The sequence below is a fragment of the Paraburkholderia hospita genome, from assembly GCF_002902965.1.
GTDB lineage: Bacteria > Pseudomonadota > Gammaproteobacteria > Burkholderiales > Burkholderiaceae > Paraburkholderia > Paraburkholderia hospita.
The window spans coordinates 3758942-3782182 of record NZ_CP026105.1 but is presented as its reverse complement, the minus strand read 5'-3'; the positions used below and the strand labels follow the sequence as shown (position 1 = coordinate 3782182).

Below are 23241 nucleotides of genomic sequence, written 5' to 3'. Positions count from 1 at the left end.
GTGACTCATGTTCGTTGCCAACGCTCTGAATTGACGCCTCACCCGCTTCGCGCGCCCGCGTCGCAGCGTACCGCGCCGGACATTCCTCTGCCGCCCAGGTGGCAAACTGTGTGTAGGCCGTCGCACTTCACACGCCTCACTTCGGACCGATAGCGCACGCGTTCCACCGTGTAAGAGCGCCAAGCTATACGCCGCGACAACCTACACACAGTTTGCCACCTGGGCGGCACATACCATTCGCTGCCATTAGCCCATGTACGGGTGTTTGAAGCGGGTGAGGCGCTCGTTCAGTGCGTTGGCAACGCGCGCGAACAGGGACGTTGCCGCGTGAAGTGTAGGACCGGTTGGGGGCCCTCAGGCAAGAAGAAATGTTGGCGGTGTTAGCCGCTTTCTTTTGCCTACTTTTCTTTGCGGCGGCAAAGAAAAGTAGGTGCCGCCCCGCACAGGGGCGACGCTTGAAGCACGAAGGCGCGGATGCCAGCGAAAGCCCAAAAACGCCACACAGATGCCAGCGCAAAGCAAAAAAACCAAACCGCCCGCGCCGCAAAGGCGCTACACGAATGCCCGCGCTACCAGCAAAAAAACCACTACTACAAACCCCGCGCCCCTTCCGGATAACAAGAACCCTCAGTAACGACAACATCAAGCGGAATATCATGCGCTTCCCGCTGCATCGTGCCAGCCCGGCACACCTCATACGCGACACCGACGGTCACAGGCACCTTCCCAGCTTCGCGAAACACGGCGAGCGTACGGTCGTAATACCCACCACCATACCCAAGCCGATACCCATCCACATCAAACCCAACACACGGCACAAACAACAAATCAGGCGTAATCACTTCGCCGGAAGTCGGTTCATGAATCCGATGAGCCCCGACCTGCATCGGCATATCAGGCGTCCAGACATGAAATTCCAGCGGCCGATCACGGCCAGTAATCACAGGCAAACTCGCGCGCCGCGCAACATCGCCAGCGAGCCACGTGGCAATCACAGACCGAATGTCGAACTCCCCTGACAAAGGCCAGTACAACCCTACACTTGCCGGCGAATAAACCGTTAACACATCCAGCACCCGACGCCTCAGGGCATCATTGCCCGCCGCATCGAGAGCCGCATGCAGACGTGCTTCCAGCAGCGCGGCACGCAGTTCCTTTTTCGATTTTGCGGTGGGGTTGCATGCTATGCTTGAGTTCAATTCGCGCTCCAGAAACGCTCTAGAAATAACGATGTCCAAACGCCTCTTCCGAGTATATCGCGCGGCCAGTCTGGCGCTCGCCGCGGCGGCACTCGTCGCGTGCAGCACGGCCTCCGCCGTCAAGCCGATCCCGCTTTCCCAACTCACCAACGACGACCAGACTTTCATGCAATTGCGCGAGGCAGCGCGCAATAACGACGCAGGCCGCGCCGCGCAGCTCGCAGCGATGATTCCGGATTACCCGGCGCCGTCGTATCTGGAATATTTCCAGTTGAAACCGCAGCTGTTCGACGGCTCGGGCCATCCGCGTATCGACGCGCCCGACGCGCCCGTGCTGTCGTTCCTGCAACGCTACGACGGCCAGGCCATCGCCGACCGCATGCGCAACGACTACCTCGTCGTGCTCGGCGCGCGCCACGACTGGAAAAACTTCGACCAGCAATACGCGCGCTTCGTGCTGAACGACGACACGCAGGTGAAGTGCTACGCGCTCGAATCACGCGCGGCAAAGGGTGAGAACGTGGTCGAACCGGCGCGCGCGCTGCTCGTCGATCCGCGCAACTATGGCGACGGCTGTGTCGATCTGATCACGTCGCTGGCAATCAACCAGCAGTTCACCACCGACGACGTGTGGCAGCAGATCCGTCTCGCGTATGAACAGAACCAGACCAGCACGGGCGCCAAGCTCGTCGATGCGCTGGGCAACGCCCGTCCCGATCCGACGCTGTTCGACCAGGCCGCGACCACGCCGCCGCTCCTGCTCGCGCGCGGCGTCGGCGCCGATCCGCAATCGCATCAGCTAGCGCTGCTCGCGATCACGCGCATGGCCCGCAACGATCCCGCCATGGCCGCCGCGACCTTCGGTTCCGTCGCGCCGTCGCTGACTTCGCCCGAGCGTGCCATCGGCTGGGGCACGATCGCCTATCAGGCGGCCTCCAAGCAGATGCCGGGCGCCGTAGACTGGTATCGGCTGTCGGCGAATGCGCCGCTGTCGAATCCCGCATACGAATGGCGCACGCGCCTCGCGCTGCTCGCCGGCGACTGGACGATGGTGCGCTGGTCGGTCGAACAGATGCCGCCTGCGCTGCGCAGCCAGCCTACGTGGGTCTACTGGCACGCGCGCGCTTTGAAACAGGCGGGCGATGTCGTCACGGCCAACCAGGAGTTCGAGTCGATCTCGCAGCAGTTCAATTTCTACGGCCAGCTTGCCGCGGAAGAACTCGGCCAGAAGATCGTCGTGCCGCCGAAGACCACGGTCACGGACGCCGAAGTCGAGCAGGCCGGCAACACGCCAGGCTTCGCGCTTGCACAGAAGTTCTATCAGCTGAATCTGCGTCTGGAAGGCAACCGCGAATGGAACTGGCCGCTGCGCAGCATGACGGACCGCCAGTTGATCGCGACAGCCGAATACGCGCGCCGTATCGAACTGTATGACCGCGCCGTGAACACGGCCGACCGCACGAAGACCGAGCACGACTTCTCGCTGCGCTACCTGTCGCCGTTCCGCGATATCGTCGAGCGCGACGCGCAGTCGAACGGGCTCGACGTCGAATGGGCGTATGGTCTGATCCGTCAGGAGTCGCGTTTCATCATGAACGCGCGCTCGGAAGTCGGCGCGAGCGGCCTGATGCAGCTGATGCCGGGCACCGCGCAACTGGTCGCCAAGAAGATCGGTCTCGGCACGATTTCGCGCGCGCAGATGAACGACATCAACACCAATATCCTGCTCGGCACGAACTATCTGTCGATGATCTACAATGAGTTCGACGGGTCCGCCGTGCTTGCCACGGCAGGTTACAACGCAGGTCCGGGCCGTCCGCGCAACTGGCGCTCAACGTTGCCGCGCGGTGTCGAAGGCGCGATTTTCGCGGAAGCCATTCCGTTCCAGGAAACGCGTGACTACGTGAAGAACGTGCTGTCCAACACGGTCTACTATGCAGCGTTGTTCGAAGGCCGTCCGCAATCGCTGAAGGCGCGTCTGGGTTATATCCAGCCGTTGCAGTAACGATGCGCCATGCCGCCGCCGCGTGATCCGTCACGCACGCGGCGGAGCACGACCTCAGCCGTTGCCGCGGCTTCCATCAGGGAGTCGAAAAATGCGACATCAAACCATCGCAATCGTCGGCGGTTCCGGGTTTATCGGCAGTCATCTCGTCAACGCGCTCGTCGAACTGGGCAAGACGGTACGCATTGCCACTCGCCGTCGCTATAACGCGCGGCATCTCACACTGCTTCCCATCGATGTGATCGAAACCGATGTGTTCGATCCCATCCAGCTTGCGCGCTTCGTCGAGGGCGCGGATGCCGTCATCAATCTCGTCGGCGTATTGCACGGTCATCGCGGCGACCCGTACGGACCCGAGTTCGCGAAAGCTCATGTCGAACTGCCGACGAAGATCGTTTCCGCCTGCGAAGGCAAGGGCGTGCACAGGCTGATCCATATTAGCGCGATCGGCGCCGACCCGCGCGGGCCGAGCATGTATCTGCGCTCGAAGGGCGACGGCGAGCGCGCGGTGCATGCTTCATCGATGCTTGCATCGACCATCTTTCGCCCGTCGGTCGTGTTCGGCCCCGAAGACGCGTTCCTCAACAAGTTCGCGTTCCTGCAGCGCATGTTCCCCGTCATTCCGCTCGCGAAACCCAACGCCCGCTTTCAGCCGATCTTTGTCGGCGATGTCGCGAAGGCGATCGTCAACGTGCTGGATCTCGATGCATCGACAGGCCGCACGTATGAGCTTGGCGGGCCGTCGGTGTACACGCTCGAAGCGCTCGTCGAATACTGCGGCGACGTGATCGGCAAGCATGCGCGCATCATCCGCTTGCCGGATTCGCTGGCGCGATTGCAGGCGCTTTCGTTCGAGCTGGCGCCCGGCGAACCCGTCATTTCGCGCGACAATCTCGATTCGATGAAAATCGACGCCGTGCTGAGCGCGCCGCTCGCGCCCGAGCTCGATATCGAACCGGCCAGCATCGAAACGATCGCGCCCGTGTATCTGACGGGTTCGTCGTTCCGTTCGCGCTTCAACGCGTTCCGCGCGAGCGCGGGCCGCTAAACTTTTTATCGTTTCAATCCACTTTCTGGCGAAGCATGAAACTCGTTATCGGTGACAAGAACTATTCGTCGTGGTCGATGCGGCCGTGGCTCGTGCTCAAACACTTCGGCATTGCATTTGAAGAGGTGATGGTTCTGCTCAATGAGGCAGAGTCGAAAGCGTCGATCCTCGAGCATTCGCCTTCGGGCAAAGTGCCGTGTCTGATTGCCGACGACGGCGTCACCGTGTGGGATTCGCTCGCGATCTGCGAGACGCTCGCCGAACGTTATCCGCAACATGCGATGTGGCCGCGCGACGCCGTCGCGCGCGGCCATGCGCGCAGCGTCAGCGCCGAGATGCATTCCGGTTTCGGCGCGCTGCGCAACAACATGTGGATGAACATTCGCGCGTCGTTTCCGGGCAAGGGCGCGACACCCGAAGCACTGGCCGACATCGAGCGTATCGACGCGCTCTGGAGCGAGTGCCTGGCAACGTATGGCGGTCCGTTCCTGTTCGGCGAATTCACGATTGCCGATGCGATGTATGCGCCCGTCGTGATGCGCTTCAATACGTGGCAACCGAAGCTGTCGGAAGCGGCGCTTGCCTATTCACGCCGCGTGACGGCGCAGCCCGCGGTCAAGGCGTGGATCGACGACGCATTGCAAGAGACACATCGCATCCCCTATCAAGACACCTGCGCATGAATATCTACGCAGTAGGCGGTGCGATCCGCGATGAGCTGCTTGGGATGCCCGTGCAGGACCGCGATTACGTCGTGGTGGGCGCCACGCCCGAGCAGATGGTCGCAAAGGGCTTTCGCCCGGTCGGCAAGGACTTTCCGGTTTTTCTGCATCCCGACACGCACGAGGAATACGCGCTTGCGCGGACCGAACGCAAAACGTCGGCGGGTTACCACGGCTTCCAGTTTTTCTACGCGCCCGATGTGACGCTCGAAGAGGACCTCGCGCGGCGCGACCTCACGGTCAATGCGATGGCGCGCGAAGTCACGCCGGACGGCGAGTTGACCGGTCCCGTGATCGATCCGTTCAACGGCCAGGACGATCTGAAGCAACGCGTGTTCCGGCATGTCAGCGATGCGTTTCTCGAAGACCCGGTGCGCATTCTGCGCGTCGCGCGTTTCTCGGCGCGTTTCACGAGTTTTACTGTCGCGCCCGACACATTGGCGTTGATGCGCAAGATGGTCGAAGCGGGCGAAGTGGATGCGCTCGTGCCTGAGCGCGTGTGGCAGGAACTGTCGCGCGGACTGATGGAGAAGAAGCCGTCGCGGATGTTCGACGTGCTGCGCGAATGCGGCGCGCTCGCGCGCATTCTGCCGGAGATCGACGCGCTGTACGGCGTGCCGCAGCGCGCCGACTATCACCCGGAAGTGGATACGGGCGTGCACGTGATGATGGTCGTCGATCACGCCGCCGCGCAGAACTATGCGCTCGCGGTGCGCTTCGCCGCGCTAACGCACGATCTCGGCAAGGCGACCACACCTGAAGATGTGTTGCCGCGTCATATCGGGCACGAAGGGCGCAGTGTCAATCTGCTGAAGCCTTTGTGCGAACGTCTGCGCGTGCCGAACGAATGCCGCGATCTCGCGCTGCTGGTGGCACGCGAGCACGGCAATATTCATCATGTGATGGAGACGAAGGCGGCGGGCATCGTGCGGCTTTTCGAGCGCAGCGACGCGCTGCGCAAGCCCGCGCGTTTCGCCGAAGCGCTTCAGGCTTGTGAAGCCGATGCGCGCGGCCGGCTCGGCTTCGAAGCGAAGGCCTATCCGCAAGCGGAGCGTCTGCGCCAGGCTCTGGTCGCCGCGCGTGCCGTCGATGCGGGCGCAGTCGCGAAGGCCTATGAAAGCGATCCGGCGAAGATCAAGGATGCCGTGCATCGCGAGCGCGTGCGCGCAGTCGCGAAGGCGTTGAGCGAAACGGCGTCAGAGGAAGAGGCAGAGTAGGTCAGAGCAACCGCGCAAGCAGCGACAGCAGCATCGACAGCACCAGCGTCGACATGAACGGGAACGGATACTCCTTCCCGAACAGCCGCAGCGTGACATCGCCCGGCATCCTGCCGATGCCCAGCTTGCGCAGCCACGGCCAGCACGCCGACAGCACGGCCACCGCGATGAAAGTAGTCAGCAGCCAGCGGATCATCGTGTGTGCCTCGACTTAAAGCTCAGAGCGTATGCGAGCGGTCGCCGCGCACGAACGCGTCGAGCGTGCCGTCGATGCCGCGTGAAAACGCGATCACCTTGAACAGCTCGCCCATCTCGGCTTCCGACAGCAGCTTCTGCACCGCGTTGGCGGCGGGCAGGAAGTTGGGAATGTCGGATGGATCGATCGTGCTCAACGCTTCCGTGATACCCGCGTTCATCAGAAAACGCGCGTGCGACGTATAGCCGAGCAGGTCCGCGCCCGCATCGACGCCCGCTTCGGCGATACCGGTAAATTCGACGTGCGCGGTAATGTCCTGCAAGCCCGGGTAGAGAAACGGATCGCCGTGCGCGCGGTGCCGGTAGTGGCACATCAGCGTGCCTTGCGCGCGCTGGGCGTGATAGAACTCGTGACGCGGAAAGCCGTAGTCGATCAGCAACACCGCGCCGCGCGTGAGCATCGTGCAGACGGTGCGCGTGAAGGCGAGGGCGGCGTCGTGCGTTTCCGTCACGTAGTCGTGATCGCCTTCGATCTCCAGATCGCGCAGGAAGGCGGCATCGTGCGTCGATGGAACGGGGCGGTCTTCGAATTGCAGCGCGCCGTCTTTCACCGTAACGCCGCGCTCGTGCCACTCGTCGCCGATGCGGGCGAACAGCCGCACGGGCATCGCGTCGAGCACTTCGTTGCCGACCACGACGCCTTCGAACTGCTCGGGCAACGCGTCGAGCCAGCGCACGCGCGTAGCCAAGCCGGGCGCGTGCGCTTCGATCGTTTCGCGCTGGCGCTCGCGCAATTCGCCCGACAGATCGACGATCGAATACGTGTCGAACTGCGTGCCCAGCTCATCCAGAGCGTTGAGCAGACCGGCAGCCAGCTTGCCTGTGCCCGCGCCGAACTCCATCACGTGCCGCGTGCCGCTCATTTCCAGCGCCTGCGCGACGGGCCGCGCGAGCGTTTGCGCGAACAGCGGCGACAGTTCCGGCGCCGTCACGAAGTCGCTGCCATCCTCCGCGCGTCGGCCGAACTTGATCGCGCCGCCGCTGTAATAGCCCAGTCCCGGCGCGTACAACGCGCGCTCCATGTAGCGATCGAACGGCATCCAGCCGCCGTTTGCGTCGATCTCCGCGCGAATCTGCGAAACCAGCGCTTCCGACTGCGCGAGCGCGGTCGGGCCGGGAGCAGGTAAACTATCGGGTTGGTGAGCTTTCGGATTCATCCCCGCATTGTAAATGACCGCCTCGAACGATACTTTCGCCGCCAGCGGCCGTCCCGACCGGCCTGCCCGCACCGTGCTCGTCACGGGCGCCGGGCACCGGATCGGCCGTGGCCTCGCGCTGGGCTTTGCCGCGGCGGGCTGGGACGTGGCCGTGCATTACGGCTCGTCGAAGGCGAAAGCCGACGAGGTCGTCGCGGAAATCGCCGCGCTCGGGCGGCGCGCCGTCGCGCTGAAGGCGGATCTGTCCGTCGAGGCGGAAGTGGAGCGGCTCGTGCCCGAATGCACGGCGGCGCTCGGGCGTCCGTCGTGCATCGTGAACAACGCGTCGATGTTCGACGAGGACACCGCGCTCGACGTCAGCTACGCGAAGCTGCTGCATCTGACGTCGATCAACGTCGGCGCGCCGCTCGTGCTCGCGCGGATGTTGTATGAGGTTACGCCCGAGGCGGCGCGTCACGACGAGTCGCTGCGCGCGGCGGTCATCAACGTGCTCGACCAGAAGCTCTACAACATGAATCCGGATTACCTGTCGTACACGCTGTCGAAGGCCGCGCTCGGCACGGCGACCGTCGCGCTTGCGCAGGCGCTGGCGCCGAAGGTGCGCGTCGTGGGTCTTGCGCCCGGCCTCACGCTGCGATCCGGCGATCAGACCCCGGAAAGCTTCGCGGCCGCGCACAAGGTGACGCCGCTCGGCCATGCGTCGCGCATCGAGGATCTCGTCGCGGCGGCGCTGTATCTCGCGGATGCGCGCGGCGTCACGGGCACGACGCTGGTTGTCGACGGCGGCCAGCATCTCGTGCCGCTGCCGCGTGATGTGATGTTTTTGACGGGCGCCGACCGCTGACCCACGGTTAGCCGTCGTTAGACGTTGCGCCCTCCGGCGCGCTGCACGGCGCGCCCAATTGCAACTGCGTGCGGGTTCGCACGCACCCTTTTTGTACTGGAACGAACATGTCTGCCGCTTTGCTTCATCCCCGGCTCGCTGATTGCCGCCGGCTCTTTCTGCGCGATTACGAGGTGCACATCAACATCGGCGTGCACGAGTTCGAAAAGCGCGGCGAGCAGCGCGTGGTGATCAACGTCGAACTGTTCGTGCCGCTCGCGCTGTCCACGCCCGTCGAAGACAAGCTGCGCGAAGTCGTCGATTACGACTTCATGCGTTCGACGATCGCGCAGCGCGTGAGCCAGGGGCACATCCATCTGCAGGAAACGCTCTGCGACGACCTCGCGAAAGCGCTGCTCGCGCATCCGCAAGTGCGCGGCGTGCGTCTGTCGACGGAAAAGCCCGATGTTTATCCCGACTGCGATGCCGTGGGCGTCGAAGTCTTCCATATCAAAGAGGTCTGAGCGATGAACGCTCCCGAAACGCTGACGGGCGTCGACGCGGCCGCGCCCATTGCCGAAGCTCAAGTCGAAACCGCCGAACCCAAGCGCGCGCTCACGCGCCGCGAGCAGAAAGAGGCGTACGAGAACAACAAGCTGTTCAAGCGCCTCGCGCGCCAGGTCGGCCAGGCGATCGGCGACTTCAACATGATCGAGGACGGCGACAAGGTGATGGTGTGCCTGTCGGGCGGCAAGGACAGCTACGCGATGCTGGAGATCCTGATGCGGCTGCGCGAGCGCGCGCCGATCAACTTCGACATCGTCGCCGTGAATCTCGACCAGAAGCAGCCGGGCTTTCCCGAGCACGTGCTGCCCGAGTACCTGAGCAAGCTCGACATTCCGTTTCATATCGAGAACCAGGACACGTACAGCATCGTCAAGCGGCTCGTGCCCGAGGGCAAGACGACCTGCTCGCTGTGCTCGCGCCTGCGGCGCGGCATCCTCTACCGCGTGGCGGGCGAACTCGGCGCGACCAAGATCGCGCTGGGCCATCATCGCGACGACATCCTGCAGACGCTGCTGCTGAATCTTTTCTACGGCGGCAAGCTGAAGGGCATGCCGCCCAAGCTGCAATCGGACGATGGCAAGAACGTCGTGATCCGGCCGCTGGCGTATGTGAAGGAAACCGATCTCGAGAAATACGCCGAACTGCGTCAATTCCCGATCATTCCGTGCACCCTGTGCGGCAGTCAGCCGAATTTGAAACGCGCGGAAATGAAGGCGCTGATCCGCGAATGGGACAAGCGTTTTCCGGGGCGCGTCGACAACATGTTCAATGCATTGTCGAATGTCGTGCCTTCGCATCTGATGGATCACAAGCTGTTTCCGTTCGCATCGTTGCGCGCCACGGGCGAAGCCGATGTGCAAGGCGATATCGCCTTCGACGAAGAGCCGTGTTCGACCGATTCCGCATCAGAAGGGATGCAGCCGGCATCGCAAACGATTTCCTTCGTGCAATTCGACGATATTTGACACTTCACCCATCCCGCAAATCCTTTTAAAACAGGCATTTGCGGGGTGATTTCGGTCTGGAAGGCCACGTTGCAGTCACACTCAGCGTGCTAGAATCGCCCACTCCAAACTCGTCACATACGCCCACGTCATGAACATCGTGATCCTGGCGGCAGGCACCGGCAAGCGCATGCGCTCGGCATTGCCAAAGGTGCTTCATCCCCTGGCCGGTCGGCCGCTTCTTGCTCATGTCATCGACACCGCCCGCACACTGAATCCGACGCGTCTCGTCGTCGTGATCGGTCATGGCGCGGAACAGGTGCGCGAAGCCGTCGCGGCGCCCGATGTACAGTTCGCATTGCAGGAACAGCAACTCGGCACAGGACACGCGGTACAGCAGGCGTTGCCGCTGCTCGATGCGTCCGCGCCGACGCTCGTGCTGTATGGCGACGTGCCGCTCACGAAGACGAGCACGCTCAAGCGTCTGACTGACGCGGCGGGCCACGACGGCTACGGCGTGCTGACCGTCACGCTCGACGATCCCACCGGTTACGGCCGTATCGTGCGCGATGCGCAGGGCAAGGTGGAGCGCATCGTCGAGCAGAAAGACGCGACGCCGGAACAGCAGAAGATTGCCGAGATCAACACGGGCATCGTCGTGATGCCGACGAAGCGCCTCGACGGCTGGCTGTCGTCGCTGAAGAACGACAATGCGCAGGGCGAGTTCTATCTCACCGACGTAGTCGAACTCGCGATCGAAGCGGGTATCGAAGCCGTCACCGCGCAGCCCGACGAAGAATGGGAAACGCTGGGCGTCAACAGCAAGCAGCAACTCGCGGAACTCGAACGCATCCATCAGCGCAACGTCGCTGACGAACTGCTCGTCGCGGGCGTGACGATCGCCGACCCGGCGCGTATCGACGTGCGCGGCACGCTCGAATGCGGCCGGGATGTGTCGATCGACGTGAACTGCGTGTTTGAAGGCAAGGTGACGCTGGCCGACAACGTATCGATCGGACCGAACTGCGTGATCCGTAATGCCTCGGTTGGCGCGGGCACGCGTATCGACGCGTATACGCATATCGAAGGTGCGCAGGTCGGCGCGCAGGCCGTGCTCGGTCCGTATGCGCGGCTGCGTCCAGGCGCGACGCTTGCGGACGAAACGCACGTCGGCAACTTCGTCGAAGTGAAGAATGCGGTGCTTGGCCGTGGCTCGAAGGCGAATCACCTGTCGTATATCGGCGATTCGGACGTCGGCGCGCGCGTGAATATCGGCGCGGGCACGATCACCTGCAACTACGACGGCGCCAACAAGTTCCGCACGGTCATCGAAGACGACGTGTTCGTCGGCTCGGATACGCAACTGGTGGCGCCCGTGCGCATCGGCCGCGGCGTGACGATCGCGGCGGGCACGACGGTCTGGAAGGATGTCGAAGAAGGCCTGCTGGTGCTCAACGAAAAGACCCAGATAGGCAAGACGGGCTACGTGCGCCCGACGAAAAAGAAAAGCTGAAGGGAACCGCGCGTGCGAGGCGCGCGCCTCGACCCCTAACTCTGCAAAGGACCATTGAATATGTGCGGCATTGTCGGCGCTGTTGCGCAGCGAAACATCGTTCCCGTCCTGATCGAAGGACTGCGTCGCCTCGAATATCGCGGCTATGACTCATGCGGCGTCGCCGTGCTGGCGAACGGCGAGCCGAAGCGCGCGCGCAGCGTAGCGCGCGTCGCCGATCTCGACGACCAGGTGCGCGAGACGCACCTCGAAGGCGCGACGGGCATCGCCCACACACGCTGGGCCACGCATGGCGCGCCCGTCACGGACAACGCGCACCCGATCTTCTCGCGCAACGAACTGGCGCTGGTGCACAACGGCATCATCGAGAACTATGAGTCGCTGCGCGAGATGCTGCGCGGCAAGGGCTACGAGTTCGTCTCGCAGACCGATACGGAAGTGATCGCGCATCTGGTTCATAGCCTGTATCGCGGCGATCTGTTCGCGGCCGTGCGCGAAGCGACGGCGCAACTGCATGGCGCCTACGCAATCGCCGTGCTGCACAAGAACCAGCCGCATACGGTGGTGGGCGCGCGTCAAGGTTCGCCGCTCGTCGTCGGCCTCGGCGAGGGCGAGAACTTCCTCGCATCCGACGCGCTCGCGCTGGCGGGCAGCACTGATCGCTTCATCTTCCTCGAAGAAGGCGACGTCTGCGAACTGACGCTGGAAAAGGTGCGCGTGTTCGATCGCGACGGCAATCCCGCCGATCGCGAAGTGCGCCAGGTGGCAGCCTACGGCGGCGCGGTCGAACTCGGACCGTATCGCCATTTCATGCAGAAGGAAATTTTCGAGCAGCCGCGCGCGATCACCGACACGATCCCGCAAGCGGATGCATTCGATGCGGCGCTGTTCGGCGAAAACGCGCCGAAGGCGTTTTCGGAAATCGACAGTCTGCTGATTCTCGCGTGCGGCACGAGCTACTACTCGGGCCTGACGGCGAAGTACTGGCTCGAATCCGTCGCGAAGATTCCGACGCAGGTTGAGATCGCGAGCGAATATCGCTATCGCGATTCGGTGCCGAATCCGAAGGCGCTCGTCGTCGTGATTTCGCAATCGGGCGAAACGGCCGACACGCTCGCGGCGTTGAAGCACGCGCAGTCGCTGGGACACAAGCACACGCTGTCGGTGTGCAACGTCGGCACGAGCGCGATGGTGCGCCTGACGGAGCTGTCGTTCCTCACGCACGCGGGCCGCGAAATCGGTGTCGCGTCGACGAAGGCCTTCACGACGCAACTGGTCGCGCTGTTCGTGCTCGCCATGACGCTCGGCAAGATGCGCGGTCATGTCAGCGCAGCGCAGGAAGCGGACTACATCCGCCAGTTGCGTCACTTGCCTGCCGCGCTCAATAGCGTGCTGGCGCTGGAGCCGCAGATCATCGCGTGGTCGGAAGAGTTCTCGCGCAAGGAAAACGCACTGTTCCTCGGCCGCGGCCTGCACTATCCGATCGCGCTGGAAGGCGCGCTCAAGCTCAAGGAAATCTCGTACATCCACGCCGAGGCTTATCCGGCGGGCGAGCTGAAGCACGGGCCGCTCGCGCTCGTGACGGAAGCGATGCCGGTGGTGACGGTCGCGCCGAACGATGCACTGCTCGAAAAGCTCAAGTCGAACATTCAGGAAGTGCGCGCGCGCGGCGGTCAGTTGTATGTGTTTGCGGATGCCGATACGAAGATCGTCAACGATGAAGGTATCCACGTGATCCGCATGCCGGAGCATTACGGCTTGCTGTCGCCGATCCTGCACGTCGTGCCGCTGCAGTTGCTCGCGTATCACACGGCTTGCTCGCGGGGCACGGATGTGGACAAGCCGCGTAATCTCGCGAAATCGGTGACAGTGGAGTGAGATGGGTGGCTTTGTGTTGATGTTGTCGTAACCGTCTCACCTGCGTTCTGGATACGGCGCCGCGCTCGCGGACGTATCCAGAACCAGTCAAATCTCCTTGCTCTTCCCCTGGTGTTTCCCTCGCGCGGCACTCAAGGCTTCGTCGCATAGGCCAGCACGCACGGCATCGGTATCCGCACCTCATCCTCACTGGCATAGGCCGACGCGCCTTCGCGCACCGTCTTGCTGATCGCAGCCAGCGCATCCGGCGTCTGCGCATTCAGAATCGCCGAAACCCGCACGCCGCCGCGCAACAGCATCTCGAACAGCGCATCGGGCGAGGGCGCATGCAAGGTCTGCTCGACTTCCTCGATGCGCGGCTCGCGAAAGCCCGCCGCCAGCAATACACGCTCGCACTCCGCCCAGTCGCTGAATCTGAAGAAGGGCGGCCCGGGGGGCAACTGGACGTCCATCCGGCCATGCGTCTCGATCGCCTTCAGCACGATCGAGAAACCGACGGCCTTGTCTTGCGACGCCCATACCGTGAAGCCGACCTTGCCACCCGGCCGAAGCACGCGGAACGCTTCCTCGATCGCCTTCTCGGGATGCGAGAAATGCAGCATGCCGAAGCTGATGCCGACGGCATCGAAATCATCGTCGGGAAAGGGCAGGTCTTCCGCGCTGCCGATGCGAAACGTCAGCGCGGGATAGATGCGCCTCGCCTGATCGACCATCGAATCCGCGAAGTCCACCCCGACGACATCCGCGCCGCGCTGCGCAGCCGCAGCGGCGAGATAGCCAGGGCCCGACGCGACATCGAGCAGACGCACGCCACGGCGAACGGACAGCGCATCGAGCAAGGCGCAGTGCGACTGGATGGTCAGGTTGCCGAAAAACGTGTGATAAGGCTGCGCGACGCGCTCCCATCCCCGATGTTCGAAGGCACTGAACTGGTCTTCTTTCATGGCCGTTCCCCCTTGGTGCTTCAAGTCACTTCCGTTATAGGACCCTCGCGTCAGAGGTCAACGACCAATCGTCACGAGACCGTCCCAGCTGACCTCTGCACATCCAGATGTCCACACGATCCTATGGACAACATGGGGATATCACGGAGGCGATTGCTGTGGGCAGATTCTGGGTAAACACGAGGTGTGCTCGAACATGGGACAAGTTATTCAAACTTGCGGCGAACGGTCCCACGCTTATGCGCAAGGGTATACGTTTCGCAATCCGTTGAGTGCAAAGCGGATTTGGCGCTTGTCCACAGAAAGTGGATGCCCTTGTTAACTGCTACTACGTATACATACTTATAACTTCAAAGACAGTAAACAAACCGCGCGTGGCGCCTGCATGTACGGCAGGGCGATGATCTGCCTGTCCGGTGAACAGCGCGATGAACGGCATCAGTCTGAAAAAACGCGTTGTCGGAATTCGCATCCGGCAAAGCGATTCATGTGTATGGCGTGAGCCAACACTTCTGCGCCCGGATTCGTTCGCCGCGCGCGAATCGCACGAGCCTCATTCGCCGCCAAAGCTTGCGTGGCAAGCCGCGAGGTCTGCGAGCCGCAAACGGGCATACACATTGCTGTTAGAAGGCGCGCCCGCTCAATGAAGCGGACCTCACCAAAACACCCCGGAGGCGATCGTGCTGGCAACAAAACCGTGTACTGCGACATGTGTCATCGATGGAATCGCGGTCACACTGACCTTTTTCCCCGACACCGGCGTTCTGCGTATCACCGACAGCACAGGCAGCCGTCTAAGAGAAACACGCTGGTCCGCGTCGTGGCAAAGCCTCGTCGCGACATTCCGCGAGCTGAGCGAGACGAGAACGTGCGGATCCGGACGTGCTGTTCGGCAGCTACTATCGATCGAACGCGATCACCAGCCGCTACGCGAACTGAACACGACACGGTGCCTTACCGGCGTACTGACGGCCGTACGGACAAACGGCCGAACTGAGCCACGAATCGCCCTCGCTTCCGCCGATTGAATGCGCCTGGTGGCTCTTATACTTCTTTCCATGGCGCGACGATTCAACAGCCCATCGACGCGGTTCCCCTCCGCGTTGCGCAAGACCGCAGGTTGCCAGCAGTCGTAACAGAAGTAGCAGAAGCAACGGAAGCACCGGCAGTGGCAGTCAACGAAGTGGCAGTACGCGCAGCAACGGAAGTCGATGTAACAAACGAAGTACTCGCAGCAACGGGATCAGCAGTTTGAATTGGCAGTTTGAAATTGCAATCGCAACACAAGCAACTGGCAGTCGAAAGACCGGTTCATCAAATGCAGTTGGGGTTAGCAGCAAGGAGTAGGCGCGGGACCAATTGAAGCGAAAAGACATTTTACTAATAAGAGCTTCTCGTGATGAGCAGCAGTCGGCAAGCATCCACGCGCCTGTTCGATATGACTCATCCACCGAGCCCTGTTCCCCGCGGAACAGGGCTTTTTTTTCGTGCTGCGAGCGCTTCTCACATGCGCTCGACGTCCTGCCATCCGCCCGTCGCCATGCTTTTCACCGATGCGGCGACGAATGCCAGTCCCTTCACGCCATCGCTGACGCCGGGAAAGAGCGTCGGCTGGTCGTCACCGGGTGTGCCGCCTATTCGCGTCGCAACGCGCTGCGCGAACTCCGTATAAAGATTCGCGAACGCTTCCAGATAACCTTCGGGATGACCGATCGCGATACGCGTCGAACGTTGTGCGCCTTCGCTCGTCGCGGGTCCCAGCCGGCGCGTGATGATCTCTTCGAACGCGTCCTGCCGCCGATGGATCAGCCTGTTCGGTTCCTCCTGATGCCACTCGAGCCCGCCCTTGTCGCCGTGAATGCGGAAGCTCAATCCGTGCTCCGAGCCCGCCGCGGCATTGGTGACCCACAGCGAGCCGCGCGCGCCGTTCTCGTAGCGCAGCAACGCGGAAACGTAATCGTCGATGGGGCGGCCTGGAATCGCGGACCCGACGTCCGCGCACAAGCGCGTCACGTCCAGCCCCGTCACGAACGCGCCCAGATGAAACGCATGCGTGCCGATGTCCATCAGCACGAGCGAACTGCCCGCGCGTCCTGCTTCCGTACGCCAGCCTGCGGGCAGATCGTGGCCGGCCAGATAGCTCTGCACGTATTGCAGATGCACCTGGCGAATCTCGCCGAGTTCGCCCGCGCGAATCATGTCGTGCGCCTGGCGCACCATCGGAAAGCCTGTGTAGCAATAGGTCACGCAGAACTCTGCGTTCGTCGTCTTCGCGCGCGCGGCAATCTCGCGTGCTTGCGCGAGATCGTTGGCCAGCGGCTTGTCGCAGATCACGTGAAAGCCACGGTCGAGTGCCAGCATGCAGATCGGGTGATGCGAGTCGTTGGGCGTCATCACCGCGACGGCGTCGATGCGATCCGGGCGCGCCGCTTCTGCTTCGAGCATCTGTTGCCACGACGCATACGCGCGTTCCGCGCCGATGCCGAGGTCGAGCGCCGCCTGCCGCGCGCGTTCGGGATTCGACGACAGCGCGGCTGCGACGATGTCGTACTGGCCGTCCAGGCGTGCCGCAATACGATGCGTCTCGCCGATGATCGACCCCGGCCCACCGCCGATCAAACCCAGCCGGATGCGCCGGCCAATCGTGCTTGTCACCATGTCGTCTCCGTCGTTATCGAATGTGTGGGGCTAGTGCGTCGCGTTGCGGAACTCGAGGTTGCGCAGCGCATCGGCGAACTGTTCGTCGGACCAGCTTTCGTCGAGCGCGGTCGCGAGGATCTGCTGCTGACTCGCTGGCGCGAGTCCGCCCACGGGCGGATTGCGGTCGAGATTCGTCGGGAACGCATAGCCTTCTGCGCACGATGCGATGACGGCCGCCGTTTGCGCCGCGTCGAGGCGCTGTTGCGCGTGCATCGCCCGCAGCACGGGATACACGGCATTGCACATGCGAGTCCGGTCGAGCGATTCCATCGCGCGCCCATACGCCGACGACACCTGCAGCAGGTTTGCCATCCGTTGCACGTCGCGCGTGCGGTTCGAGCCTGCAGCGTGGAACAGCGCGGGGTTGAAGAACAGCGCGTCGCCCTTTTGCAGCGGCAACTGCGCGAAGTGCGATTCGAAATACGCGCGGAAGTCCGCGCGGCGCCACGCGACATAGCCCTGCGGGTAACGCTGCGAGAACGGCAGCAGCTTGGTCGGGCCGCTCTCGACGGGCATGTCGGTGTGTGCGACGGCGCCTTGCAGCGTCAGCAGCGCCGACATCGTGTGAACATGTGCGGGAAAACGCTGCGCTTCGTCGACGGTGAGAAAGCCGAGATGGAAATCGCGGTGTGCCTGCTGCGCTTCGCCGCCCGGCCGCACGACGTTCACCTGCGACGTCATCTGGTACGCGGGGCCGAGCCAGGCTTCGGCCGCCGCCACCAGAACGGGATTCGCGAAGTAGCGGACGAAGACGTCGGGTGCCGCGAGACACAGCTTTTCCTGCGCGTTCCAGATGCGGTCGTTCGCGCCCGCCTTCGCGAAGTGATCGGCGCCGCCGCCCGCCTTGCGCTCGCTGCGAATGATCGATTCGAAGATCGCGGTCGCGTCGTCGATGGCGGTCGTGTCGTCGTACGCGCGCCGCAGCACGAACACGCCGGCGCCGTCGAGCAGGACGCTGGCCCATTCGGCGAGCAGCTCGGGACGGCGCGCCGCATCGGCCACGATGGGCCGCAATGCATCGCCGTCATAGACAGGTATGGCGTGCGCGAGGTCGGCCGCAAGGCGCGGCCGTGGACGCATTTCACGTGAGGTTTCGATCAGCGTCGCGAAGTCGTCGACGGAACAGTCGGCCTCGCGAAACCAGGTCTGTCCGCCTGAAGGCAGATGCTGTGGGTTCATCTCGTCTCCTCCGATGCCATCGGGTGGTCCGATGCTGCGAACCAGCTTATCCGCAATCTCCCCCGCTGCGTGATCAAAGAAACATCAAAAACACATCAAAAGCGGGCAGCGGATTCGCTCGGTGAGCGATGAGTCATCCCTTTCTGATCAAGGAAATCGCGTTGCAGGCGGGCCTCGGCATGGCGACCGTCGACCGCCTGCTGAACGGACGCGCGCACGTGCGCGAGCACACGCCGCGGCGCATTCGGCAAGCGATCGGGGAACGGGAGGAGCAGCAACTGACAATAGCGACGAGCGGTCGCAAACTCGTCGTCGACGTGGTGGTTGAAGCGCCGCGCCGTTTCGTCGACGAGATCCGCGACGCGCTGGAAGACGCCGCGCCGGACCTGCATCGGCCGCGCTTTCTGATGCAGGAGACGATGACGACGCCGGAGAACATTCCGCACGATGTCATCGCGCGGTTCGCGGCGCGTCCCTAGCGATCGTGCTTCACTGCAGCGGCGCCGACCACGCGATCGTGCGGTTGCGCCCTTCGCGTTTGGCCGAGTAAAGCGCGCTGTCGGCGCGCGCGAGCGTCGTGTTCAGATCGTCGCTCGTTTCGACCTTGCATACGCCCGCCGAAAACGAATAACGGATCGCGCAGTCGCCAGCGACCTGCACACGGCGGCTCATCACCTGGCGGCGCATCCGCTCGACAGCCGACACGCCATGCTCGACCGACGTCGACGGAAACACCACCAGAAATTCCTCACCGCCGATGCGCCCCGCGATATCCGTCTGACGCGTCGCGTGCCGGCAGACTTCGCCGAAGTCGCGCAGCACGGCGTCGCCGGCGGCGTGGCCGTGCGAGTCGTTGATCTGCTTGAAGTGATCGAGATCGACGAGCGCGACCGTGAGCGGCGTCTCCGTGCCCACGGCGGCCGTGATCGCGAGTTCGAGCGCCGACATCGAATGGCGCCGGTTCGAGAGGCCTGTCAGCACGTCGGTACGCGCTTCCTGCACCGCGCGTTCGTGCGCGCCGATCCACGCCTGCTCGCTGGAACGCAACGCCGAGATGTCCGTGCCGATCAGCACGATCCAGTCGTTCTCCAGCAGCGATTCCGTCATCCAGAACCAGCGCCCGTCGATCAGCTCCGTCGCGAAGCTGCGCTGCCCGGCGCGTTCGCGGCGCACGGAGATCGCGTCGCCGATCACGGCTGCGGCGTTATCGCCCTCGATACGCGTGCCGCATTGACCGAGGATGCCGCGCATCACGAGATCGGCGAACGTGATTTCGCCGCGCTCGCGGTTGAGCCGGAACGCGTGCTTGAATGCGCTGCTCGCGAATACGAGGCGGTCGCTCGTATCGTAGATCGCGACCAGCTTGTTTTTGCCGTCGAGCGCGCCGAGCAACGCTTCACATGCGATGTCGTCGGTACGCAGATCCTGGATCGATTTCATATCGGTGCAGATGGGTCTCCGAGCTGGCCGCGTCGTTGGAGCGCGGCCTCGGTCCCAGGTTCGCCGTGTCGCTCAAGAAAAGCGCCACGGACGAAGCCGTGGCGCGAAGCGTTCCAATGATTCCGACTGCGTGAAGAATCACGGAGAACGTGGAGACAGGATCAAGTCTACGTCGGGCGGATGCTCGGCCATTGCGTGAACAGTGAGCGGTTTTGCCCGCAATTCTGCGGGTCGTGCAGGTTTCTGGGAGTCGTGCAAAGTTGTACGGCTCGGCGCGCCCTGATGCTCACGCGTGGCGCTTCGCCTGATCCGTGTGATCGCTCAGGCTGTCCGGCTGAGCTTGCGTCCAGTCCACCCCTTGCACCTGGTTGCGGCCGGCCGCCTTCGCCGCGTAGAGCTGCGCGTCGGCGGCAGCGAGCAGTTCCGGGGCGTTGCAGCCGTCGGCAGGCCGGCCCGTCGCGCACCCGACGCTCACCGTCACGATCGGCAATTGCCTGATGCGCAGCGCCTCGACGCCACGGCGGACTTTCTCGGCGGAGTTCGCCGCAGCGTTGGATCCCATATCGGGCAGCACGACCGCGAATTCTTCGCCGCCGTAGCGCGCGACCACGTCGATCGAGCGCCGCGCCACCGACGCGATGCAGTCAGCCACGGCGGCCAGCACTTCGTCGCCGGCGGCGTGCCCGTAGGTGTCGTTGAAGCGCTTGAAATGATCGATGTCGATGAACAGCACCGACAGCACCGCGCCATTGCGCCGCGCACGGCGCCATTCTTCGTCGAGGTGCCGGTCGAGCGTGCGGCGGTTGCTGAGCCGGGTGAGGGGATCGGTGGCCGCGAGTTCGGCGAGGCGCGCCTGCGCCCGCACCTTGTCGCGCAGCGCAAAGGCGAGCATCCAGCAGACCAGCACGACGACGGCGCCCAGCGTGAACGTCAGCGCGCCCGCGACCGCGCTGCGCTTGCGCCACGGGGCGAGCACGTCGTCGAGGGCGGGCGCGACGATCACGACGAGCGGCGTGTCGGACACATGCGCGTACGAGTAGATGCGCCGCACATGATCGATGGGAGATTCGTCGATGAACGATCCCGCCGTTCCCGAGTGCGTGACCTCATATTGCGGATACCGATCGACATTGACGCCGATGATAGCTTCGGCGTACGGCTTGCGCGCGAGCACTGTGCCGTCTTCGTGCAGGATGAACGCGGTGCCGTCGCGGCCCGTGTTGACCTTGTCGAGCAGCCGCTGCAGATAGGCGATGCGTACGGCGAGCAGCGCGACGCCCGCAAACGAGCCGTCGCGCGCGTCGATGCGCCGTGACAGCGCAAACGAAAGCTCGTGCTCGCGCAGCCGCGAGCGGTACGGATGCGAGACGAACAGACCCGCGTTCGGGTTGCGCTGATGGACGACGAAGTAGTCGCGGTCGTCGAACCGGACCTTCTTGTTGACGGGGCCTTCCTGCGTAGCCTTCAGCACGCCATGTTCGTCGACCACATAGGCTCCGCCGAGGTAAGCGGCGAGCGTCGCGCGATCGAACAGCACGGTGCGGCGCAGATCGTCGGGCAGATGCCAGACCGTCGGCTCCTGCGAGCGATGGACGATTTCCTGCAGCGACAGATCGTAGATCTCGACGTTGCGCGCCAGATCGCTCGAAATCAGCGAAACCAGATTGGCCGAGGTTTCGCGCGCGTGATTCAGCGCATCGGTGCGTCCCGAGTACAGCGTGGCGAGCGTCAGACCCGCCATCGCCGTGGCGATCAGCGTACCCGCGATGCCCGTCAGGAACGGGCGGTTGCCGACCGCTTGCGACACGGCCGCTCCGCGCTTGCGCGCAAGATGGCGAAACCGTTGACGCAGGACGAGAAGCGGATTGAACACGAGCGTCGTCTCCGTCGTGATTGTGCCGCTACGCTAGCAGGGTTGCGAAGCGCACAGCAAGCATGGCGCGCGGTGTCGCCACTGGCGATGCATCGCGGATGGCGCTGGTGGAGTCGCGCTCGCTATACAACACGGCGCGACACGCACGCTGAACGAACGTTCGCGATGTACAGTGATAGCCCAATCGATCGATACAAACAACGACATGACGACTGGTTTCGCCCGACGCGTGATTGCCTGGACCTGTGTCCTGAGCGGTGTTACGGCAAGCAGCCCGCGACAGGCATCACGCGCGACGCCACCGGCTGGCGAACACGCCGATGCCGCCCATGCTATCGGCTCGCCAGGGCGCGGGCCGACGCTCTGGCTGGCCGTGAGCCTGTCGATGGGCAGCGCGATTGCGCTGGGACTTGCGCGCTTTTCCTATGCGTTGCTGTTGCCGCCGATGAAAAGCGACCTCGGCTGGAGCTTCGCGCAGGCAGGCGCGATGAACACCGCGAACGCGCTCGGCTATCTACTCGGGGCGCTCGCGTTTCCGCGTCTGTCGCGTCGCTGGTCGACGGGGACGCTGTTTGTCGGCGGATGCGTGGCGACGGCCCTGCTGATGGCCATCACGGGCGTGTTGTCGGATACCGGCGCGCTGCTTGTTCAGCGAGTCGCGACGGGCATCGCGAGCGCATTCATTTTCGTGAGCGGCGGCGTGCTGGCGGCGCGCCTCGCAACATCGCGTCCGCGCGATGCGGGCCTCGTGCTCGGCCTGTACTACGGCGGCACGGGATGGGGGATCGTCGCGTCGGCGCTGCTCGTTCCCGTTTCGCTCGCTTCCTTCACACTCGTGCATCGCGCGCATGACTGGCAGCTGGCGTGGTTCGCGCTCGCTGTGGCGTGCGTCGCGTTGTCGTTGGTCGCGGGGCGTGCCGCGCGGGGCATCGACAGGCAGCACGTGATACGCACGGGTACAGGCGACGCCGCGGCGGCCACGCCGCGCGCCGCGCCGATGCGGCGCTACGCGTTCGCGCTCGCCGGCTACGGGCTGTTTGGAGTCGGCTATATCGGCTACATGACGTTCATCATCGCGCTGCTGCGCAACGGCGGCATGAGCGAAGGCGTCGTGACGGGGTTCTATCTGCTGCTCGGTGTTGCGACGATCGTGTCGGCGCGCATCTGGTCGAAGCTGCTCGACCGCATGCGCGGCGGCCAGGCGCTCGCGTTGCTCAATGCATTGCTCGCGCTGGCGACGCTGATGCCCGCGATCGTCGCACATCCTGTCGTCGCGTTCGCGTCGGGTGTGCTGTTCGGCGCGACATTTCTGTCGGCCGTCGCGTCGACGACGGCCTTCGTGCGCCACAATCTGCCCGCCGCGCATTGGGGCCGCGGCATCAGCGCGTTCACGATCGTGTTCGCGTTCGGACAGATCGTCGGCCCAACCGTGATCGGGCTGGTGTCCGACGGCGTGGGTCTGGAGCGAGGCCTCATCTATTCGGCATGCCTGCTCGCTGCTGGCGCGGTACTTGCTGCATTGCAGACAAGCTTGCCGCAAACACCCATTCGGTGAACTGATCGTTTCGGCGAAAGCATTGCACAACGCGCGACCGCATAATCGGTGCCACTCCAGGCGCCATTTGGGTCACACAGTTGCTGCGTTGCGGTCGCCAGCGCACAGATCGAGCGCGCAGCCGGGAGCAGGATGAAAACCGATGAAATACTCAGTCATCCAATTCGAATTTGACTGTTGCTATTTCGTCAAAACAACTAGAGAGACGTGAGATCAACGCCT

The 23241-nt window shown here is 63.6% G+C and carries 19 protein-coding genes and 1 pseudogene; 12 read left to right on the top strand and 8 right to left on the bottom strand.

The window, feature by feature from the left end:
• Positions 1-590: 590 nt before the first annotated feature.
• Positions 591-1199 (bottom strand): 5-formyltetrahydrofolate cyclo-ligase, encoded by a 609-nt coding sequence (locus C2L64_RS17240; RefSeq protein WP_167449598.1) that lies wholly within the window; start codon positions 1197-1199, stop codon positions 591-593.
• A 31-nt stretch (positions 1200-1230) separates the two neighbouring features.
• Here C2L64_RS17240 and C2L64_RS17235 point away from each other — a divergent pair, with 31 nt between their 5' ends.
• The 4 genes from C2L64_RS17235 to C2L64_RS17220 all read left to right on the top strand — a co-directional run bounded on the left by C2L64_RS17235 (position 1231) and on the right by C2L64_RS17220 (position 6191).
• Entirely contained in the window at positions 1231-3204 is a 1974-nt protein-coding gene (locus C2L64_RS17235) for a lytic transglycosylase domain-containing protein (protein ID WP_167449582.1), read from the top strand.
• Between the two features lie 91 nt (positions 3205-3295).
• Entirely contained in the window at positions 3296-4252 is a 957-nt protein-coding gene (locus C2L64_RS17230; RefSeq protein WP_090838269.1) for a complex I NDUFA9 subunit family protein, read from the top strand.
• Positions 4253-4287: 35 nt separating this feature from the next.
• On the top strand, positions 4288-4935 hold the full coding sequence (locus C2L64_RS17225) for a glutathione S-transferase family protein (protein WP_079498768.1): 648 nt from the start codon (positions 4288-4290) through the stop codon (positions 4933-4935).
• Entirely contained in the window at positions 4932-6191 is a 1260-nt protein-coding gene (locus C2L64_RS17220) for a multifunctional CCA addition/repair protein (protein ID WP_090838267.1), read from the top strand. The genes C2L64_RS17225 and C2L64_RS17220 overlap by 4 nt, the downstream gene beginning before the upstream one ends.
• Before the next feature lies 1 nt (position 6192).
• On the opposite strand, the gene C2L64_RS17215 is transcribed toward C2L64_RS17220, so the two are convergent.
• Positions 6193-6387, bottom strand: coding sequence for a DUF2905 domain-containing protein (locus tag C2L64_RS17215; RefSeq protein WP_007747914.1), 195 nt, complete (start codon positions 6385-6387; stop codon positions 6193-6195).
• 22 nt (positions 6388-6409) lie between these two features.
• Positions 6410-7603, bottom strand: a complete 1194-nt coding sequence (locus C2L64_RS17210) for a class I SAM-dependent methyltransferase (protein ID WP_090838265.1) — start codon at positions 7601-7603, stop codon at positions 6410-6412.
• 13 nt (positions 7604-7616) lie between these two features.
• Between C2L64_RS17210 and C2L64_RS17205 the strand changes: the two genes are divergently transcribed.
• The 5 genes from C2L64_RS17205 (at position 7617) to glmS (ending at position 13328) form a co-directional block, all read left to right on the top strand.
• Complete coding sequence (locus tag C2L64_RS17205) at positions 7617-8447, top strand: SDR family oxidoreductase (RefSeq protein WP_090838262.1); 831 nt, start codon at positions 7617-7619, stop codon at positions 8445-8447.
• A 107-nt stretch (positions 8448-8554) separates the two neighbouring features.
• Positions 8555-8950: a dihydroneopterin aldolase gene (locus C2L64_RS17200; protein ID WP_007747908.1), complete on the top strand. Its 396-nt coding sequence runs from the start codon at positions 8555-8557 to the stop codon at positions 8948-8950.
• A gap of 3 nt (positions 8951-8953) precedes the next feature.
• Complete coding sequence (ttcA, locus tag C2L64_RS17195) at positions 8954-9958, top strand: tRNA 2-thiocytidine(32) synthetase TtcA (protein WP_090838260.1); 1005 nt, start codon at positions 8954-8956, stop codon at positions 9956-9958.
• Between the two features lie 130 nt (positions 9959-10088).
• Complete coding sequence (glmU, locus tag C2L64_RS17190; protein ID WP_090838258.1) at positions 10089-11450, top strand: bifunctional UDP-N-acetylglucosamine diphosphorylase/glucosamine-1-phosphate N-acetyltransferase GlmU; 1362 nt, start codon at positions 10089-10091, stop codon at positions 11448-11450.
• Between the two features lie 60 nt (positions 11451-11510).
• Positions 11511-13328 (top strand): glutamine--fructose-6-phosphate transaminase (isomerizing), encoded by a 1818-nt coding sequence (gene glmS, locus C2L64_RS17185; RefSeq protein ID WP_090838256.1) that lies wholly within the window; start codon positions 11511-11513, stop codon positions 13326-13328.
• 131 nt (positions 13329-13459) lie between these two features.
• Here the strand turns inward: glmS and C2L64_RS17180 are convergent, their stop codons facing one another.
• Complete coding sequence (locus C2L64_RS17180; RefSeq protein ID WP_007747900.1) at positions 13460-14272, bottom strand: class I SAM-dependent methyltransferase; 813 nt, start codon at positions 14270-14272, stop codon at positions 13460-13462.
• 680 nt (positions 14273-14952) lie between these two features.
• On the opposite strand from C2L64_RS17180, the pseudogene C2L64_RS56090 reads away from it, so the two are divergent.
• A pseudogene (locus C2L64_RS56090) lies at positions 14953-15156 on the top strand (hypothetical protein); the annotation flags it as partial.
• 619 nt (positions 15157-15775) lie between these two features.
• Here C2L64_RS56090 and C2L64_RS17170 read toward each other — a convergent pair.
• Positions 15776-16930 (bottom strand): Gfo/Idh/MocA family protein, encoded by a 1155-nt coding sequence (locus C2L64_RS17170; RefSeq protein ID WP_090838254.1) that lies wholly within the window; start codon positions 16928-16930, stop codon positions 15776-15778.
• A 30-nt stretch (positions 16931-16960) separates the two neighbouring features.
• Positions 16961-18151: a phytanoyl-CoA dioxygenase family protein gene (locus C2L64_RS17165; protein WP_090838252.1), complete on the bottom strand. Its 1191-nt coding sequence runs from the start codon at positions 18149-18151 to the stop codon at positions 16961-16963.
• Between the two features lie 128 nt (positions 18152-18279).
• On the opposite strand from C2L64_RS17165, the gene C2L64_RS17160 reads away from it, so the two are divergent.
• Positions 18280-18630, top strand: coding sequence for a LacI family DNA-binding transcriptional regulator (locus C2L64_RS17160; RefSeq protein WP_090838250.1), 351 nt, complete (start codon positions 18280-18282; stop codon positions 18628-18630).
• Between the two features lie 10 nt (positions 18631-18640).
• On the opposite strand, the gene C2L64_RS17155 is transcribed toward C2L64_RS17160, so the two are convergent.
• Together C2L64_RS17155 and C2L64_RS17150 are read right to left on the bottom strand one after the other, a co-directional pair.
• The gene (locus C2L64_RS17155) at positions 18641-19591 is read right to left on the bottom strand and encodes a GGDEF domain-containing protein (protein ID WP_007747888.1); all 951 of its coding nucleotides are present in this window, start codon (positions 19589-19591) and stop codon (positions 18641-18643) included.
• A gap of 286 nt (positions 19592-19877) precedes the next feature.
• Positions 19878-21464 carry a sensor domain-containing diguanylate cyclase gene (locus tag C2L64_RS17150; protein ID WP_090838248.1) on the bottom strand — a complete coding sequence of 529 codons (1587 nt, stop codon included), beginning with the start codon at positions 21462-21464 and terminating at the stop codon, positions 19878-19880.
• Between the two features lie 385 nt (positions 21465-21849).
• Here C2L64_RS17150 and C2L64_RS17145 point away from each other — a divergent pair, with 385 nt between their 5' ends.
• Complete coding sequence (locus C2L64_RS17145) at positions 21850-23019, top strand: YbfB/YjiJ family MFS transporter (RefSeq protein ID WP_244144682.1); 1170 nt, start codon at positions 21850-21852, stop codon at positions 23017-23019.
• Positions 23020-23241 lie beyond the last annotated feature (222 nt).

Bases quoted from the DNA above. Each gene is read 5' to 3' on its own strand.
- C2L64_RS17155 (WP_007747888.1), bottom strand. From the start codon at position 19,591: ATGAAATCGATCCAGGATCTGCGTACCGACGACATCGCATGTGAAGCG.
- C2L64_RS17230 (WP_090838269.1), top strand. From the start codon at position 3,296: ATGCGACATCAAACCATCGCAATCGTCGGCGGTTCCGGGTTTATCGGC.
- C2L64_RS17215 (WP_007747914.1), bottom strand. From the start codon at position 6,387: ATGATCCGCTGGCTGCTGACTACTTTCATCGCGGTGGCCGTGCTGTCG.
- C2L64_RS17210 (WP_090838265.1), bottom strand. From the start codon at position 7,603: ATGAATCCGAAAGCTCACCAACCCGATAGTTTACCTGCTCCCGGCCCG.
- C2L64_RS17145 (WP_244144682.1), top strand. From the start codon at position 21,850: ATGGGCAGCGCGATTGCGCTGGGACTTGCGCGCTTTTCCTATGCGTTG.
- C2L64_RS17165 (WP_090838252.1), bottom strand. From the start codon at position 18,151: ATGAACCCACAGCATCTGCCTTCAGGCGGACAGACCTGGTTTCGCGAG.
- C2L64_RS17160 (WP_090838250.1), top strand. From the start codon at position 18,280: ATGAGTCATCCCTTTCTGATCAAGGAAATCGCGTTGCAGGCGGGCCTC.
- glmU (WP_090838258.1), top strand. From the start codon at position 10,089: ATGAACATCGTGATCCTGGCGGCAGGCACCGGCAAGCGCATGCGCTCG.
- ttcA (WP_090838260.1), top strand. From the start codon at position 8,954: ATGAACGCTCCCGAAACGCTGACGGGCGTCGACGCGGCCGCGCCCATT.
- C2L64_RS17205 (WP_090838262.1), top strand. From the start codon at position 7,617: ATGACCGCCTCGAACGATACTTTCGCCGCCAGCGGCCGTCCCGACCGG.
- C2L64_RS17220 (WP_090838267.1), top strand. From the start codon at position 4,932: ATGAATATCTACGCAGTAGGCGGTGCGATCCGCGATGAGCTGCTTGGG.
- C2L64_RS17200 (WP_007747908.1), top strand. From the start codon at position 8,555: ATGTCTGCCGCTTTGCTTCATCCCCGGCTCGCTGATTGCCGCCGGCTC.
- C2L64_RS17235 (WP_167449582.1), top strand. From the start codon at position 1,231: ATGTCCAAACGCCTCTTCCGAGTATATCGCGCGGCCAGTCTGGCGCTC.
- C2L64_RS17225 (WP_079498768.1), top strand. From the start codon at position 4,288: ATGAAACTCGTTATCGGTGACAAGAACTATTCGTCGTGGTCGATGCGG.
- glmS (WP_090838256.1), top strand. From the start codon at position 11,511: ATGTGCGGCATTGTCGGCGCTGTTGCGCAGCGAAACATCGTTCCCGTC.
- C2L64_RS17180 (WP_007747900.1), bottom strand. From the start codon at position 14,272: ATGAAAGAAGACCAGTTCAGTGCCTTCGAACATCGGGGATGGGAGCGC.
- C2L64_RS17170 (WP_090838254.1), bottom strand. From the start codon at position 16,930: ATGGTGACAAGCACGATTGGCCGGCGCATCCGGCTGGGTTTGATCGGC.